Consider the following 17,379-nt stretch of genomic DNA (forward strand, 5'->3'; position numbering starts at 1 on the left):
TGCATATTTTGTTGTAAAATAATCTCATGCATCTATAGCTCAGTGGATAGAGCAGAAGCTTCCGAAGCTTCGTGTCGGGGGTTCGAGTCCCTTTAGGTGCATTTTTTCATGCTCTTTACCTGGTAATTTTTGGTTCTAACTGCTTATTGAAAAATATCATCTAAAACTTTCTGATTCAATTTAATATAGACATTTAACTGCTGCTTACTAATATCACAAGTAGCAAGTATCACATCTTTTAACTCTTTCACTCCCTTTGCATTTAATTGCTTTTCAATCCACTTTTCATCTTTACCGGCAGCTTGTAAATTCTCTTTTATAATATGTCCGTCAATAATTACATTAGCTAAAGGATATTCCTGCTCCGGATTTAAATTCAAGTCATTTGGAGTAACTGGTCTGTGTTTTGTTGTGGGAAGTATACTAAGTTTACCGTTAGGTTCAAGATATGCTGTGTGAATCTCTTCAAGGTCAAAATAACCACTGACACGGCACATAGAAAGGAATTCATTGACGTCTATTTTTGCTTTTAATAAATTTTTCTCATACACCTGTCCACTCTGGTATAAGATAATCGTACGTCCTTCAAAGAACCTTCTTAGATGCATAGATTTACAAGTTAAATAGGATATCAAAAATGATATAATAGCGTATACAACCATAGCTATTAAAGGCTGAACAAAATTTTCTTCCAAAGAAGTTGCCATTTCAGCTGCTATTGAGCCTATGGTAATACTACTGATGTAGTCAAACATACTAAGTTCAGACATTTCTCTGTCACCCATAACTTTAGCAAGAATAAACAGTGTTACTAAAGAACCCAGAGACAGCATAATTATTTTAAGAATTTCCATTGCCGATACCTCCTGTTTGAAATGAATTAAGATTAGGATGTACCAATTTATGAAAAATATTATAAAAATGGATTAAGCTATAAAACAGTAAGTGCTGCTCTCTTTTTAGAATAAAAATATATATTATAAGACAGGATATCTTCTTCCGGCACCTGCGACCCGTTAACATCTGCTACCATACTGAGAAGATACTCCTTACTAGCTCTGTTATCTGCTTTTAATGCAATTATCTCATGAATACTGCTGGGCAGTATATAAAGATCTGTATCAAGGAGTTCCGAAAGATTCTTAATTACATTAGGATAGATAAGGCAGCTTGCCCCATTTATACTTTTTGCATTAGATATAACATACATCGTTTCATCTATACATAGATCCTCCAAATGCTCCTGTGCCGTATTATCCTGTTCTAAATCATTTATAGGACGTTCCATTTCATTCATATGAGATTCCTGCTGAAACATGTCCTCCATAATATCCTGCATGGTTTTAATCATGGGCGGAAAAAGTTTGGGAGTATTTAGAACTGCATATTCCTTTAACTCTTCTATATCTATTCCCCATTCGTTTAGGTGTTCATTTGTTACCCGTATTGTTCCGATACCCTCTTCTGTATTTTTGACCAAACAATGAAATGTAATAGCTAAATCTAAAAAAGAAATATAAGGAACCCCCTCCAATAATTTCTTATTCTTTTTATAATTTACCAGTCGATATATAATATAAGGCTTCATTTCTTCTAAGTTATATCTAAGTGCTAACGCTTCCCCCTCGCCCTCCCCTTTGGTGTCTTCGTAAACTTGAATAATTTCATCTACGATGTCATCTAGGGACTGGCCTTCCATGTATATTTCGTAATACGTATTTAAATATATATTTGGCGAAACCTTATCCCTATCCTTTCGAATAATTAAGCAATCCAACTCGATTGAATTATTTTTAAGAATGTGATTAATTTCTACTGTATAACCCTCACCCATAACTCTTTTTACTGATAGTTTAATCTTCTTTAAAAACTCACTATAGCTGTACGGTTTCAAAGCATACTTTCTTGTCATGTATATCTCCTTTTCTAAAGTTAGAATAAATACGATATGCAGGCTGATACTACGTAGTCAATTTCAACACTTAAAGCATATAAAATTTGTTTAATTAGGGGTTTTATTAAATTGAAGTTAAAATAATTATCTGAAATGGGATTCTTGAAGTCTACATTAGAAATATTACTGAACAAAAGATATTATACCTGTCGGAAAATCGTATTATAAAATATATAATACCAAAGTCTGACAGGTTAATCAAGGAATTGTAGGTAAATATAATAGAGATTTTAGGTGACATTTTTTGTATATTTTTACATAAAATTATAACATTTATATTACTTTATTGTCTAAGATACTATTCCATAAACAGATTTTACAACTTACTCCTTTTTTATTTCGCAAGATAAAGCAACTAGTACTTGCGAGGGTAAATAAAACAACCACATACCAATAACTGAAAACTCATACAGTTTGGAAAATATAAGGTAAGGTAAGGTTACAAAGTCTGACAGGTTAAAGATACCTACATTAATATCACAAAGCAAAAACAACACCATTCCTCCAGCAAATGTTACCGCTGCTTTATGCCTTTTCTTTAAGGCAGCGTATACTGCCTTGATGGTATTCCTTATTATACTAATAAAATAAAAAGTACTAAGAACTAATATAGGCTCAAAACGAATGGAACTCATATGCAATAACAGCAATATCAATAAACAAAGTATTATATTGGGATAGATTAGGAAAAGGAGTTTTTTAATACTTTTATTTTCTTTCTTATCCATTCTCTCCCAAAGTGATAATCTCACCAGATACAATATTTGAACTGCTATAAAAGTTATTAATCCTGGAATATATATATTACGTACCAGAATAAAATAATCCGACAACACAGTAAAAGCCAGTGCTGTAGCCATAATACAACTATCCGTTTTAGATTCTATTACGTACCTGTGATTTTTAGTAGTAAGACTATCCCGTGAAAGTACAAATAAAAAGCAAACAAGAATACCTATGAATTTTATCCAAACTGACAGATGTAGATATTTCATGTGAAAAATATCTATAAAAAGGAAAGATATATATAATAAAAATTCAAGAACAAGAAAAAAAATAACCCGTCTTTGTTTTAATTTAGTCTTCATGGTACCTTTCATACCTTTCAATTATTTAATTTTGAAAAGCCACTGAACTATCCTTATCAGATGTTCCAGTGGCTTTTTACTTTTAGACCTTCTTTAAAAATTCTTCCGCTTCTTCTTTGGGAAGGGGTTTACTGTAAAGATACCCTTGTGCTTTATTACACTTGGCTTTCTTTAAAAATAATCCCTGTTCGTCTTTTTCCACACCTTCGGCTATGACAGTTAAATCCAAGGTTTGTGCTAACGATATAATGGTTTTAACAATACTTTGATCACTTCGACTATCCAGTACCGTATCTAAAAAGCTCTTGTCAATTTTCAAATTATTAACAGGCAGCCTTTTGAGATAACTCATAGAGGAATATCCCGTTCCAAAATCGTCTAAGGAAAATACAACTCCCATTTCCCTTAATTTTTCAATAATTGATATCGTATACTCCATGTCCTGTAATGCAATGGTTTCTGTTATTTCAAGTTCCAGACAGCTTGGATTCACACCCGTTTCCTCAACTACTGTTTTTACCATTTGGACAAAATCCTGATCTTTAAATTGTCTGACGGAAATATTAACAGCTACTATTAGATTTGTATACCCCATATCTTCCCACTGCTTCAACTGATAGCAGGCTTCCTGCAACACCCAGGTGCCAATTGGTACAATCAAACCAGTTTCTTCCGCAAGGGATATAAACTCTCCGGGAGGTATAATTCCTTTTTCCGGATGATTCCAACGAATTAATGCTTCAAAACCAACAATCCGGTCAGTCTGTAAATCCATCTGTGGCTGGTAAAACACCATAAATTCATTGTTTTCAATAGCCTTGCGCAGTTCAGACTGTGTCTGAATCTTCTCCATAAGTTTTTCATTTATAGAATTATTGAAATAAACAAATGTATTCTTGCCATATTCTTTTGCCGCATACATAGCTGAGTCTGCATTTTTTATTAATACCTGCGTAGTCTTACCATCCTTAGGTGCCATAGTAATCCCAATACTGACAGTTATAAAATATTCCTTCATGGACAAAACAAAAGGATAGTCAAATATCTTTTGTATTTTTTTAACCTTTGCCTCATATTCACCAATATCAGTAAGATTCTGTGTTAGTATGATGAATTCATCTCCGCCTATTCTTGCCAGATAATCATTTTCATCAATAGCTTGCTTTAACCGATGCGTTACATCAATCAAAAGCTCATCTCCATAAGAATGTCCCAAGGTATCATTGATATGTTTAAAATTATCAATATCCACATCCATCAGCGCAATTACTTCTTCATTTCGAAGTGTGAACATAACACTATCAAGCATCTCCGTAAATGCAACCCTATTAGGCAATTCAGTCAAATAATCGGAATATGCCAGCTTTTTAACCTTTTCTTTACTGCGTTTTAATTCTTCATATTTAGTACTGAGTTGATTTTTTGCTGTTGAAGCTTCTTCATAAGCCGCTTCCAGTTCAATATAATTTTCTTTGAGCTGTTGTTTTGCCTGCATGGCCACTTGCTCTGCATTACTTTTCTTTTTCAGATTAATCAAAAGAACAATCAGAAGAAGTACCAGTACGAATGCAACAAATATTATAATGTTACCAATGCCCATATCAACTACATAAGCTTTTCCGCCATCAGCCAGTGTTTCCAGATCAAATATTTTATTTTGCATGTATTGTACCCCAATAATTTAGTCCTTCCGCTTTCCAAGTACTAAAAGCACGGTTTAACTTCATTATACCAAGTATCAGGGCATAAGGCAATCTTTTTTTCCCAAACTGTGGCAAACCTGTGTCAATCTGATGACATTATTTATTTTGCAAATATTCATCAATTCCTTTTGCTGCTGCTTTACCTGCACCCATTGCTAGAATTACAGTAGCTGCACCTGTTACAGCATCTCCACCAGCAAATACACCTTCTTTTGTTGTCTGTCCGTTCTCTTCATTCGCAATAATACATCTGTATTTGTTGATGTCAAGACCAGTAGTAGTTGAAGATATCAGCGGATTAGGACTTGTACCCAGGGACATAATTACTGTATCTACTTCCAGTTCGAATTCAGAATCCGGTTTTTCCACCGGTCTTCTTCTACCGGAAGCATCTGCTTCACCAAGCTCCATTTCGATACATTTCATACCTTTAACCCAGCCATTATCATCAACCAGAATTTCTGTAGGGTTAGTTAATAATTTTAAGATAACGCCTTCTTCCTTCGCATGGTGAACTTCTTCTACTCTAGCAGGTAATTCTTCTTCACTTCTTCTATATACAATATAAACCTGAGCACCAAGTCTTAAAGCAGTTCTAGCAGCATCCATAGCTACGTTACCGCCACCTACTACAGCAACTTTTTGTCCGGCAGCAATAGGTGTATCATAGTTTTCATCAAACGCTTTCATTAAGTTGCTTCTGGTTAAGTATTCGTTGGCAGAAAAAACGCCATTGGCATTTTCACCCGGAATACCCATGAATTTAGGGAGCCCGGCACCGGAACCTACGAATACAGCTTCAAACCCTTCTTCTTCCATCAATTCATCGATTGTAGTTGATTTACCAATTACTACATTTGTTTCTATTTTAACGCCTAAGGCTTTTACATTTTCAATTTCACTCTTTACAACTGTGTCTTTAGGCAAACGGAATTCGGGAATTCCATAAACCAAAACTCCGCCTGGCTCATGAAGTGCTTCAAAAATAGTTACATCATAACCCATCTTTGCTAAATCTCCGGCACAGGTAAGTCCTGCAGGGCCTGAACCGATTACAGCGACTTTCTGAGACTTCTTTTCTTTCGCAGCTTCTGGCTTAACATCGTTTACTCTTGCCCAATCTGCTACAAAACGTTCCAATTTACCAATAGATACAGATTCTCCCTTAATGGCACGGATACATCTTTGTTCACATTGGGTCTCTTGAGGACAAACCCTTCCACAAACAGCCGGTAATGCAGAATATTTGCTGATTACCTGATAAGCCTCTTCTATATCTCCTGCTTCTACTGCTTTAATGAAGCCAGGAATATCAATGGAAACCGGACATCCGGTAATGCATTTTGCATTCTTGCATTTTAAACATCTGCTGGCTTCTTCCATTGCTTCTTCTTTATCATATCCTAAACATACTTCTTCAAAGTTACGTGCTCTTACCTTTGGATCCTGTTCTTTTACAGGTATTCTCTTTAATACGTCCATATTAATAACCATGCCCTTTCTGATATCTGTAAACTTTGCGCTGCGGGCACAACTAAACCCATGATATCGCAAACCTACATAGATACTGCCTCAATAGAAAGCTTAATTAGAATTAATCTCCTATTTTGAATCACTGCATCCACATCCGCCGCCTTTGTGTGTTGCTCCTTCCCGTTCTTTTAGAACAGCCCTTCCTTCAGCAGTTTTATACATTTGCTGCCGTTTCATGGACTCATCAAAATCAACCAGATGTCCGTCAAATTCCGGGCCGTCTACGCAGGCAAACTGCACTTTTCCACCAACAGTTAAACGACAAGCACCACACATACCAGTTCCATCAACCATAATAGGGTTCATACTGACAATAGTCTTAATTCCTAATTCCTTTGTAAGAATGCTTACGAATTTCATCATGATCACAGGTCCAATGGCAATAACTAAATTATATTTTTTACCCTGGTTCTTAACCAAGTCCTTTATACAGTCATTTACATTGCCTTTAAAACCATAGGAGCCATCATCGGTAGTAACATATACATTTTTAGCTACCTTTTTCATTTCCTCTTCTAATATAATCAGTTCCTGGTTTCTGGCACCAATAACACAGTCCACCTCATACCCTTGTTCTTTCATCCATTTTACCTGAGGATATACAGGTGCTGTTCCTACACCGCCGGCTACAAATAAAATATTTTTCTTAGCCAGTTCTTCAGGTGCTTCATCCACTAATTCAGATTTACAGCCTAAAGGTCCTGTAAAATCTCTGAAGCTGTCAGATACTTCATATTCAGCCATTCGTTTTGTTGAAGTACCAAGAGCCTGAAATACAATGGTTACTGTACCGGCTTCTCTGTCATAGTCACAAATTGTAAGTGGTATTCTTTCACCCTTCTCGTCCATTTTTACTATAACAAATTGACCTGGGTAACAAGATTTTGCAACTCTAGGGGCATCTATATCCATAAGATAAATATTAGGTGCTAAAATCTCTTTCTTAACTATCTTGTACATACCTGTTCCTCCACTATTAGACTTTCGTTAATACCTTGCCATCCTGAAATGTCGTTCTGTCAGCAAAATATGGAGTAGGATTTAAGGCGCAGTAATAACTGTGTCCACCTGCGGCAATTTGATATTGCTGAACAGTCTCAAATACATTTTTTAATAACGAGCTATTAACAACTTTCTACATTATAAAATATTATTTTCAAAAAATCCAGTGTTTTTATTTAAACAAACTGAATAATTATGACAAATTCCTATCTTAATAACACAATCATTTCATAAAATCTTAAGATTTTCTATCATTCATTTTTATATTTCTCTGGTAGTCTATATTTAAAAAGTATACTAATTGTTATGTTTTTACCTAATTTTTTGTTTGAAATTAATCAAATTACATACCCTCCTCTTATCGTTTTTTACAATCTGTGTGAATAAAGAAAGGTTGAAGCGTTCACTATAATTTAAGCAGTGTGGAAGTTGTTATGGAAGTTTTGGGCGAATTAAGTTATAATTACATAGAAATATTTAACCTAGGAGGAATTGTAAATGTATAACATCTTAGTCTGTGATGATGATAAAGATATTGTTGAAGCCATACAGATTTATTTAAGTGCTGAAGGCTATACTATTATAAAAGCTTATAACGGAAAGGAAGCCATGGATATTATTCATACTACAGAAATCCATCTCGCACTGTTAGATATTATGATGCCGGTTATGGACGGAATCCGTGTTACTATGAAACTAAGAGAAAATAACAGTACACTCCCCATAATCCTGTTAACAGCAAAATCCGAAGATAGTGATAAAGTACTTGGCCTTAACGTTGGAGCTGATGATTACATCACAAAGCCTTTCAATCCATTGGAGCTTATAGCCAGGGTGAAGTCTGCCCTAAGGCGTTATACAAAACTTGGCAGTATTGTAACAGAAGAGCAAAATATCTATTCTTCCGGAGGTCTTGTAGTTAATGATGACCGCAAAGAAGTGTATGTTGATGATGAGTTGATTAAGCTAACTCCTATTGAGTATAATCTTTTGAAATTATTGGTAAAAAATAAGGGCCGGGTTTTTTCTATAAATGAAATATATGAATTAATTTGGAATGAACCTTCTTATGGTGCAGATAATATTGTAGCAGTTCATATACGTCACATCAGGGAAAAAATAGAAATCAATCCAAAAGAACCCAAGTATTTAAAGGTTGCCTGGGGAATCGGATACAAAGTTGAAAAATATTAAAGGAGTATAGTATGAACAGAATTAAAGGTTCCTTTTTTATAAAGGTATTGATACATATTGCACTTTTTCTGTCCGGACTTACCCTCTTAATCGGTGTATATCATATCTATAACTTTACGGATTCATATTCCACCAGAGTTACGGATTTTAAAGAAACCTGGGAATTCCAAAGCAAATACCTTAAATATGTGGAACGGGTAGCTGTCTATGTTGATTACCGTGAAAAAGGCTACAACGGCAGTATCAGTTATGATTCCTCTTCTCTTGATTTGTCTGCGTTATTTGAAAAAGAAGTGGAAAAGCCAGAATCAAACTCTAATACACAGGAATCACAGAAAGATTTTGACTATTATAATAATATTTTAAATCAACCAGGCAGTAACTTTGTCTATTATGTAAGAAATCTAAAAACCGGGGCTGTCTACTATTCTGCCTCATTAGAGGCTGAGATAAGTAAGCTCACAGAAGAGTATGGGGACAAGGCAATGTCTAAGTACCTTGAAAAAGTTAAAGCAGAGAATTCATCTTATCTGATTATTAACACCGATACAGAAAAATTTGCTACAAATGTAAATAAAAAGTATCTAGAACTTAATGATGGTGTAGATTATCTGAATGATGAAAATCTGAATTGGGTCATAGATTGCATTAATGGATATATTACAGCCGATAATGAAGGTAATGCAGGTAATCGGGGCAGTTACATTGTTTGCACCACAATTTTAAATAATCTACCCAATAAGAATGACGAATTTGGTACTATGTACAGGCATTTTCAGGAGTTATATGTTAATTACAGGGCTTCTCTCTATCCAGTACCTATATCCTTTGTATTGCTATTGTTATTTTTTATACTAACAATTGCTTTTACAGGTCATAAAAGAAATACAAATGCAATTGTTTTGAATAGTTTTGACCGTATAAAATCGGAATTAGGATTTTTGTTTGTAGTATTTGGGATATATATTCTTTTTTACACCGCAAAAGCTCTGTCCTCCTTTATATACTATAACCTAAACATCGAGTTCCATTTCATAATATTAATTGCATATTCCATTTTATATCCGTTTTGTATGTTTGGCTTGTTAAGCCTGATACGCAGAATGAAAGCAGAGGTATTAATTACAAATTCATTGCTCCATACAGTTTTTGTTAAGTTAAATAAAATTTTAAAGCAATTTTTTATACAAAAGAGTATTACTTTCCGTATATTTATCCTATTGGCTGTCTTTACTGCAATGCAGGTACTGGCTTTTTATCTTTATCACAGACCGATTCTCTTTAGCCGTAAAACAGAATTTTTACTTATATCCATCCCCGGTTACGCGCTTTTACTCTACTACCTGATTCGGTCAGGTATTGATTACAACATAATTAGGGAGGAAACCAAAAAAATCTCTGAAGGAAATTTAACCCATAAAATTCCGGTAGCAGACATGCATGAACCTGCTCTTGCATTGGGACTTTATATCAATAATATAAGTGATGGTTTCTCCGCAGCCGTGGATGAAAAAGTGAAAAGCGAACGGCTAAAAACCGAACTGATTGCCAATGTATCACACGATATAAAAACCCCTTTAACTTCTATTATTAATTATGTGGATTTATTGAAAAAAGAAAAATTGGACAATGAGAAAGCAAACGGCTATTTGGATATTTTATCTTCAAAGACTTGGCGCCTGAAAACTCTTATTGAAGACCTTATGGAAGCTTCAAAAGCCTCTTCTGGTGCGATTGTACTCAATTTAGAATGTATTAATCTAGTCGAATTAGTAAGGCAGTCTATTGGCGAATTTGAAGACCGGCTTGCCAGCCATAACCTGGAAACGGTTTTGAATATAAAGGATGAGCCTGTTTATATTATGGCTGATGGCAGAAGCACCTACCGGATTATCGAAAATATATTCTCCAATGTTAATAAATATGCCTTAAGCGGAACAAGGGTCTATGTGGATATTACAACAGACGACCGCACTGCTACTATTTCAGTTAAAAATATATCCGCTAGCAAACTTAATATTAATTCTGACGAACTAATGGAACGATTTGTCCGGGGGGATTTATCAAGAAATACAGAAGGCAGCGGTTTAGGTTTATCTATTGCAAGAAGCCTTGCTTCCCTCCAAGATGCCTTGTTTGAAATAGAACTAGATGGGGATTTATTTAAAGCAATGGTGCATTTTCCAAAGTTAGACCGCTATACCAATGAAAAAAAGATTAGAAAAGAAACAGAAAATCTAACATAAGATAAGATATGATAAAAGTGTTGTTACGTAATCTCTCTACTACTATAACCGCGGGTAGAGTAGATTTCCTAACAGCACTTTTATATTCCTTATTAATTAATTCCTAATTCCGTATATGAATTAATAAAAGTCAAATAATTATTTTTAAACCGTTTATCAAAGGAAACATCTTCACCAAACCATTCTGGAGGAATAAAGGCTGCTGCCTCCTTTTCATTGCTGAATTCAACCTCAGTAAAGCAAAGCCCCTTTAAATGTCCGTGAAATATATCTAATTCTGCAATATAACCGCCCGCTATCGGTATTAAGTAACGTGTTTTTGTTATAATATTTCCATCTATTTTTTTCTTTAGATGCAAATAAGCTTCTTCTGTTAAAGGAAGCTCTACCTCCTGACAGCACAGAGCAATATTTGAAAGTGTAATATCCTGTATGGATTTATATGTCATATAGTATTCTTCATTGCTTTTTCGTATCCGGATAACCGGATCGGTGCAAAGGTATGCCTGCTCTATTTCTTTTTTTTCATACTGCTCTAATAAAATGGGGGTTGTTATAACTTTGAATTTTCTTTCTATCTCCATATGTCTTGCCCTGCTCTTTATAATATTTTCTGTCCATTAATCATTAATTGAAAACGAAGGGTTAATTTTTCTGCTGCCTTCTTACATAAAATCATACGTTCTAAGAATATTTCAAAATAATCCATTACAGAAGAGAATTCCGTATCAATCGTTAAGCTTAAGGTTATTTTTGTTTTTTCTTCATTAATTAAGGTTGTTGATTCTTTTACTGCATAATTAACTCTGTCATGTATATCAAAGCTGGCCAGATCCCTGTTTCTCACCCTTGTGAAGCGTACATCTGTTTTATCTGCCAGAATTAATGCAGCCGCAACCTCATTTACAGGTATAGCTGTACTTTCATCGTGGTTGCCAATAGCAGAAATGATAACAGCAATCTCTTCCGCATTCACACCTAACTTATCCAGAATTCGAAATGCCATGACTGCACCGCTTTGTGCATGGTCAACCCGATTAATGATATTCCCGATATCATGCATATATCCTGCAATCTGAGCTAACTCTACCATTCGCTCTGGATAGCCCATGGTGGTAAGAATGTATTTCGCTTTTTCTGCAACAATACCCACATGAGCAAAGCTATGTTCTGTATAACCTAACGATTTCAACACTTCATCTGCTTTTTCTATATATGTTCTAATCTGCTTGTTCTTTTTGATTTCTTGATAAGTAATCATACTATCGGCTCCTTTGTTAACATTGTTTTATCTTGTTAAGTATAGTTTAAGTCTGTTTTATTCTTATTTTATTTCTGTAAAGTTTATATAAGTCTCTAACCTTAGTATGGATAAACAAATAGAGAAAATACGTTATTTATTGGTTGTATTTTTGTCGCATAGCCTTGGCATATTGTATAATTTCCTCTGCCTCTTTGCTGTCATAATAAAATTCAAAATGCCTTGCAACCTTCTTGGCTTCTTGTTGGAATAAATCACACATTATAAACAACCGCTGCCAGATATCTTCATGTGAACTACCCGAAAATATAAACATAAACTTATGATAGGTCTCCTCATCCAGGTATTTTTCTAGATACTTTCCATACTTACCGGCAGATACAGAAAAATTATTCTCAACTCCAATATTCCAATAAAGCACTTCTAAAAGCATATCCACTGCAAAACGTTCCATGGTATGTTTTACGAACATGATTTGTTTTCTGCATAGTCCTTTTACTACATTAGGTATTGTCCACCAAAATTCATTGCATATATCCTTATATTTGATTGGACAAGGCGGCTTAATAAAGTAATAATCACCCACCTCGATTGAATCTAAACCGAGAATCTTATCCTTATCTAACAAAATATTCCTCGGCTCAGTATTAACAATATAATCATGTACATATTTTAAATCAATCAAGGTCAAATCAATACGGCAGCCATCTTTTAACTGAAGTAAATATGTAAAATTTTTGTATCCCTGGTAATCGTAGGGATGATTATACCAATCCGATGGCTTTTGTAAAATCAATCGTTCCCCAAACACCCCAAGCCAGTTATCGTCTTTTACAAAAGACTGGATGTCTCTCACCAAATAAACAATATCAAAATCACAAAATTCATCATGGGTTGCACTGGGGTCAATGCGCGATCCTGTCATGGCAGCTGCACGGATACGCGTATCACTCCTGGCAATGTCCATTATTAAATCAAACATAATATTTTGCACCATAGATTCACCCCACACATATTTTTAGATATTATACACTCACACAGAAGAAATAACAACCGCTAGAAGGTGCTAATTTTTATAATCCGCTCTTGCATTATATACTATAAAAAAAATCACTGCACCTTTTTACCGGTTTGGAATACATTAATCATGAAAGCTTTTTGGAGGTATTACCTTGGGATTTTATATAAACGTTGGCAATGACGTAAATGTATTCTGTGAAGACTTAAATCCCTGCGCAGATAAAACCATTATATTTTTGCATGGATGGCCCGGCAGTTACGAATTATTTGAATATCAATTAAACGTATTGCCAAAAATGGGATTTCGCTGTATCTGCCTTGACCAACGGGGTTTTGGTAAATCAGACCGTCCTATTAACGGTTATGATTATGACACACTAGCCGATGACGTTCACTGTGTCATCAAACAAATGGGTATTAAAAATGCAACTTTATTAGGACACTCAACAGGTGGTTCAATTGCTGTCCGCTATATGGCAAGACACAAAGCACATGGAATCTCCAAACTGGTGCTTTGTGCTGCTGCCGCTCCTAGCTTAATTAAAAGGCCTTACTTTCCATATGGTCAGACCAAGGAAGCAATACTTGATATTATTGAGAACACCTATAATGACAGACCTGCCATGCTTCGAAGTTTTGGAGAACAGTTTTTCTATCATAAGGTCGGGCAGCCAATGCAAGACTGGTTTTTCAACATAGGATTACAGGCCGCAGGCTGGGCTACCGCTGAGGTTGCCGAAACCTGGATAAAGGAAGTACTATTTGATGACTTAAAAGTTATTAAAACTCCAACACTTATTCTGCATGGTATTCATGATGATGTATGTTTTTTCCAACTAGGGGAAGCACAACACAGTTTATTACAGAATTCTTGGTTAATTCCCTTTGAAGACAGCGGTCATGCTCTTTTCTATGAAGAGAAAGATAAGTTTAATATGGAAGTGAGTCAATTTGCAGATAGCCACTGGTGACTAAATTTGGATAAAGATATTACTTTCCCCTATCCTCTAATAATACAATAAATTTCAAAAGTTTATTTAACACAACTTTTTAGGTGTTTTTATGAGGTTAGGGGACTTACCTTGAGTAGAATAAAAAGGTGACAGTATATAAGTTTTATAGTCTGCAAGTCTTAGTTTAGACTTAGTTTGCTTATATGGCGATAAATTTCACTTGAAAATAATAAAAAATTATGTATAATCTAATAAGTAACACGAGCGTAAATAAACTTATGCTAAAGTTACCTACATTAATTATACAAGGAGCATGTATGAGCATCTTAAATGTATCAAATCTCACTCATGGTTTTGGTGATAGAGCGATTTTTAATAACGTGTCTTTCCGCCTGCTTAAAGGTGAACACATAGGATTGATTGGAGCAAACGGCGAAGGAAAATCAACTTTCCTAAATATTGTAACCGGAAAGCTGATGCCGGATGAAGGTAATATTGAATGGGCTAAAAATGTCAGAGTCGGCTATTTAGACCAGCACACTGTATTGGAAAAAGGGATGACTATACGACAGGTTTTAAAATCCGCTTTTTCCTATCTTTATGAATTAGAGAATAAAATGAATGCCCTGTGTAACCAGATGGCTGATGCCGAACCGGATGCTTTAGTGGCAATTATGGATGAGTTTGGTACAATTCAGGATACTTTAGACAATAACAACTTTTATATCATAGATACTAAGGTAGAAGAAATTGGAAGAGCTTTGGGTCTTGACGCTATCGGTCTTGATATGGATGTTACTGAATTAAGCGGCGGTCAAAGAACCAAGGTGTTGCTGGGCAAGCTGTTGCTAGAGAAACCGGATATCCTGTTACTGGACGAGCCTACCAATTACTTGGATACCGTTCATATAGAATGGTTGAAGCGTTATTTACAGGATTATGATAATGCTTTTATTCTAATCTCCCATGACATTCCATTTTTAAATAGCGTTATTAATACTATTTATCACATGGAGAATGGAGAATTAAACCGTTATGTTGGTGACTACGATAAATTCCAGGAAGTTTATGAAGTTAAAAAAAGCCAGTTAGAAGCTGCTTATAAAAAACAACAGCAGGAAATCAGTGAATTACAGGATTTTGTTGCAAGAAATAAAGCCCGGGTATCAACCAGAAATATGGCCATGTCAAGACAGAAAAAATTAGATAAAATGGATATCATCGAACTTGCGAAAGAAAAACCAAAGCCTGAATTTTATTTTAAAGAAGCAAGAGCTGCCGGAAAATATATCTTTCAAACAGAGCATTTGGTTATTGGTTATGATGAACCACTGTCCAAGCCACTTACCCTTACCATGGAACGCGGGGATAAGGTAATATTAAAAGGAGCCAATGGTATTGGTAAAACCACTCTCCTAAAGAGTATTATCGGATTAATCCCTTCACTGGAAGGAAAAGTAACCTTGGGTGATTATTTGTATCAAGGCTATTTCGAGCAGGAAATGACTGGTGCTAAAAATAATACCTGTATCGAAGAACTTTGGAGGGAATTCCCTTCCATGTCTCAGTATGAAGTACGCTCTGCTTTAGCAAAATGCGGACTTACTACTAAACACATTGAAAGCCAGGTAAGAGTGTTAAGTGGTGGTGAACAGGCTAAGGTACGCCTATGTAAACTTATTAACAGAGAAACCAATCTGCTTTTGTTGGATGAACCAACAAACCACTTGGATGTAGATGCCAAGGATGAACTAAAAAGAGCCCTAAAAGAATATAAAGGCAGTATTCTCTTAATCTGCCATGAACCCGATTTCTATGAGGATTTTGCAACCAAGGTCTGGGACTGCTCTAATTGGTCCACAAGAATATAGCTTCCCTCACTTATTAAGGGATAGTCCATTGCAAAATAATCATTTTGTTACTTCCTCAAACAAAAAGTTTCGCAATTGCCTACTATTAAGAGAATAGAAAAGGAGCAACCTATAATTTTCATCGACTTAATGTCAAAAATTATAGTTTACTCCTTTTTACTTACCTCTAACCCTTTTCTCTTTGCTACCTTGAAAAATAAACATTTTACTAAAAAAATAATTAACCACTATTACCACTACGGCTAAACTGCCTTTTACTAACATATTGTTAAAGTATAGTAAGTCAACAAATATATATAAGCCAACCTCTTCTATTAACAATGAAAAACCTCTTGCTGAGAAAAATTTTAACAACTTTATAAACTCTTCTTTTAATGTGTTAATTTTATCACGAAATACCCAGAACGCATTAACAAAATAAGCAAATGTAACAGCAATCACCCAGGCAATCGCATTGGCTGTTAGGCTCTCAATACCTGCAACTTTCCATAGCAGATAGTACGATAACAGATTCACAAGCGTTGTCAGTACTCCTGCTATCCCGTACACAATAGTCTCTCTATTTATTATTCTGGCCAGTATTTTTTTCTGCCCCTCCGTAAACAATGACAACATATTTTTCTCCTATGTTTTTTTTCTTAACTGAGACTACTTCGACCATGTTCTAAAAATACATGTCAGTTCCCCATCGTACGCCTCCAATTTGGACGTGTAACTATTTATTCACTACTAGTAGTATATCCGTCTTGCCTTAATTTAGCAAGGATTTCCTTAAATTTTTAATACTCTCTGCATTCCTTTTCAAAGCTTTCCCTAAGCTTTTTTAAAGCCTTTTTTTCAATTCTGGAAACATAAGAACGGGATATCCCTATTTTATTAGCAATCTCTCTTTGCGTAATTTCTTCCTGAAGGTTTAAGCCATAGCGCATTTCAATTATCTGTCTTTCGCGCTTTGTTAGTACTTTTTCTACCAACTCATAAAGTCTCTTTACATTCCCCTGTAAGTCCAGTTCATCTACAATGTCTGTATCTGAACTCTCAATAATATCCAATAGGTTAATTTCATGACCTTCCTTGTCAGATCCAATAGGCTCATAAAGATATATTTCCTTTGCCTGCCTTTTTCCGCTTCTTAGCATCATTAACAGCTCATTATCAATACACCTGGAGGCATAAGTAGCAAGCCTGATTCCCTTTTCTGGGTCAAAGGTGTCTATAGCTTTGATTAAGCCGATTGTGCCAATGGATATTAGGTCATCTATTTCTTTATCCGCCGTATTATACTTTTTAACAATATGTGCAACCAGACGGAGATTACGTTCAATCAGGACATCTCTTGCTTCCTTGCTGCCTTCTATGCATTTGCTTAAGATTTCCGATTCTTCCTTGGCGCTCAGTGGTTTAGGAAAAGATTTCACTGTATAAGCACCTCAACGATAGGGTTTATTATTAATCTATGTTGCGTGGTACTATTAAGTGCCTTTCCTAATAAAATAAATTATTGTATTTTACGGTAAATCTATACTGCTATTCTTACCGGTACAAATGATGCAT

15 protein-coding genes and 1 tRNA gene are annotated in these 17,379 nt (G+C 35.1%); 5 read left to right on the top strand and 11 right to left on the bottom strand.

Annotated elements, in window-relative coordinates:
- The first annotated feature begins 28 nt into the window (after positions 1–28).
- A tRNA-Arg gene (locus tag acsn021_RS12355) sits at positions 29–101 on the top strand.
- A gap of 42 nt (positions 102–143) precedes the next feature.
- Here the strand turns inward: acsn021_RS12355 and acsn021_RS12360 are convergent.
- From acsn021_RS12360 to acsn021_RS12385, 6 genes are all read right to left on the bottom strand, one after another.
- Entirely contained in the window at positions 144–854 is a 711-nt protein-coding gene (locus acsn021_RS12360; protein WP_184088836.1) for a DUF421 domain-containing protein, read from the bottom strand.
- Between the two features lie 77 nt (positions 855–931).
- The gene (locus tag acsn021_RS12365; protein WP_184088833.1) at positions 932–1,912 is read right to left on the bottom strand and encodes a DUF5688 family protein; all 981 of its coding nucleotides are present in this window, start codon (positions 1,910–1,912) and stop codon (positions 932–934) included.
- Between the two features lie 365 nt (positions 1,913–2,277).
- Complete coding sequence (locus tag acsn021_RS12370) at positions 2,278–3,054, bottom strand: lysoplasmalogenase family protein (RefSeq protein ID WP_330603062.1); 777 nt, start codon at positions 3,052–3,054, stop codon at positions 2,278–2,280.
- A 70-nt stretch (positions 3,055–3,124) separates the two neighbouring features.
- Positions 3,125–4,705 (bottom strand): EAL domain-containing protein, encoded by a 1,581-nt coding sequence (locus tag acsn021_RS12375; protein WP_184088827.1) that lies wholly within the window; start codon positions 4,703–4,705, stop codon positions 3,125–3,127.
- Positions 4,706–4,841: 136 nt separating this feature from the next.
- Positions 4,842–6,227, bottom strand: a complete 1,386-nt coding sequence (gene gltA / locus acsn021_RS12380) for an NADPH-dependent glutamate synthase (protein WP_184088824.1) — start codon at positions 6,225–6,227, stop codon at positions 4,842–4,844.
- A 120-nt stretch (positions 6,228–6,347) separates the two neighbouring features.
- Positions 6,348–7,238 (bottom strand): sulfide/dihydroorotate dehydrogenase-like FAD/NAD-binding protein, encoded by an 891-nt coding sequence (locus acsn021_RS12385; protein ID WP_184088821.1) that lies wholly within the window; start codon positions 7,236–7,238, stop codon positions 6,348–6,350.
- A 540-nt stretch (positions 7,239–7,778) separates the two neighbouring features.
- On the opposite strand from acsn021_RS12385, the gene acsn021_RS12390 reads away from it, so the two are divergent.
- Complete coding sequence (locus acsn021_RS12390) at positions 7,779–8,474, top strand: response regulator transcription factor (protein WP_184088818.1); 696 nt, start codon at positions 7,779–7,781, stop codon at positions 8,472–8,474.
- Between the two features lie 11 nt (positions 8,475–8,485).
- Positions 8,486–10,720: a sensor histidine kinase gene (locus acsn021_RS12395; protein WP_184088815.1), complete on the top strand. Its 2,235-nt coding sequence runs from the start codon at positions 8,486–8,488 to the stop codon at positions 10,718–10,720.
- Between the two features lie 92 nt (positions 10,721–10,812).
- Here the strand turns inward: acsn021_RS12395 and acsn021_RS12400 are convergent, their stop codons facing one another.
- From acsn021_RS12400 to acsn021_RS12410, 3 genes are all read right to left on the bottom strand, one after another.
- Positions 10,813–11,304, bottom strand: a complete 492-nt coding sequence (locus tag acsn021_RS12400) for a CYTH domain-containing protein (protein ID WP_184088812.1) — start codon at positions 11,302–11,304, stop codon at positions 10,813–10,815.
- Between the two features lie 17 nt (positions 11,305–11,321).
- Positions 11,322–11,981: an HD domain-containing protein gene (locus acsn021_RS12405; protein ID WP_184088809.1), complete on the bottom strand. Its 660-nt coding sequence runs from the start codon at positions 11,979–11,981 to the stop codon at positions 11,322–11,324.
- Between the two features lie 136 nt (positions 11,982–12,117).
- Positions 12,118–12,978 carry an aminoglycoside 6-adenylyltransferase gene (locus acsn021_RS12410; protein ID WP_207725082.1) on the bottom strand — a complete coding sequence of 287 codons (861 nt, stop codon included), beginning with the start codon at positions 12,976–12,978 and terminating at the stop codon, positions 12,118–12,120.
- Positions 12,979–13,153: 175 nt separating this feature from the next.
- On the opposite strand from acsn021_RS12410, the gene acsn021_RS12415 reads away from it, so the two are divergent.
- Entirely contained in the window at positions 13,154–13,972 is an 819-nt protein-coding gene (locus acsn021_RS12415; protein WP_184088806.1) for an alpha/beta fold hydrolase, read from the top strand.
- A gap of 299 nt (positions 13,973–14,271) precedes the next feature.
- A complete protein-coding gene (locus acsn021_RS12420; RefSeq protein ID WP_184088803.1) occupies positions 14,272–15,825 on the top strand; it encodes an ABC-F family ATP-binding cassette domain-containing protein in 1,554 nt (517 codons plus the stop codon).
- 156 nt (positions 15,826–15,981) lie between these two features.
- Here acsn021_RS12420 and acsn021_RS12425 read toward each other — a convergent pair whose 3' ends face one another.
- Together acsn021_RS12425 and sigK are read right to left on the bottom strand one after the other, a co-directional pair.
- The gene (locus tag acsn021_RS12425) at positions 15,982–16,440 is read right to left on the bottom strand and encodes a GtrA family protein (RefSeq protein WP_184088800.1); all 459 of its coding nucleotides are present in this window, start codon (positions 16,438–16,440) and stop codon (positions 15,982–15,984) included.
- A gap of 164 nt (positions 16,441–16,604) precedes the next feature.
- The gene (sigK, locus tag acsn021_RS12430; protein WP_184088796.1) at positions 16,605–17,243 is read right to left on the bottom strand and encodes an RNA polymerase sporulation sigma factor SigK; all 639 of its coding nucleotides are present in this window, start codon (positions 17,241–17,243) and stop codon (positions 16,605–16,607) included.
- Positions 17,244–17,379 lie beyond the last annotated feature (136 nt).

The organism is Anaerocolumna cellulosilytica (assembly GCF_014218335.1).
GTDB classification, from domain to species: Bacteria; Bacillota; Clostridia; order Lachnospirales; family Lachnospiraceae; genus Anaerocolumna; species Anaerocolumna cellulosilytica.